Here is a 462-nt window from a genome sequence, read left to right as displayed (position 1 = left end):
AACTCATAAGATTTTCTAGTAAAATAGAATTGAATGGACTAGTTACTATAGGAAGCTATTCTCCAAGTCATGCACAGGAGTCTTACCATAGGGCTAAATCACACTGTGGGCGGAAGCGTATGCTTGAAATAGATCACAATTTAAGCAATACCGTCAAACATCTATTTCTCGATTACCAATGGTCTCCTGAAGAAATAGAAGGTCGGTTGCGATTAGAGTATGGAAAAACTGTTATTAGTTATCAAACAATCTATAGAGCCATTTACAGAGGTCATTTTGATGATAACTCACTATCTCATGGTGCTCGTGGTGTCATTCGTAAGCTCCGTCATCGTGGAAAAACACGTCATACAAAAGGTTATGTCGAAAATAGAGGGAAAATTTCTATTTCTCATACGATTCACGAAAAACCGGAAGATGCTAATAACCGAACTAGAATAGGAGATTGGGAAGCCGATACTG

1 protein-coding gene is annotated in these 462 nt (G+C 38.1%); it reads left to right on the top strand.

Features of this window, described 5'->3' with window-relative positions; all coding sequences use genetic code 11:
• A partial coding sequence (locus tag HMPREF2697_RS04340) for an IS30 family transposase (RefSeq protein ID WP_142350078.1) occupies nt 1–462 on the top strand: 462 nt, incomplete at both ends.

This window comes from Streptococcus sp. HMSC064D12 (genome assembly GCF_001837205.1).
Lineage (GTDB): Bacteria > Bacillota > Bacilli > Lactobacillales > Streptococcaceae > Streptococcus > Streptococcus salivarius_D.
Note: the sequence above shows the minus strand (reverse complement) of the source record. Positions and strands in the feature narration are given on the sequence as shown.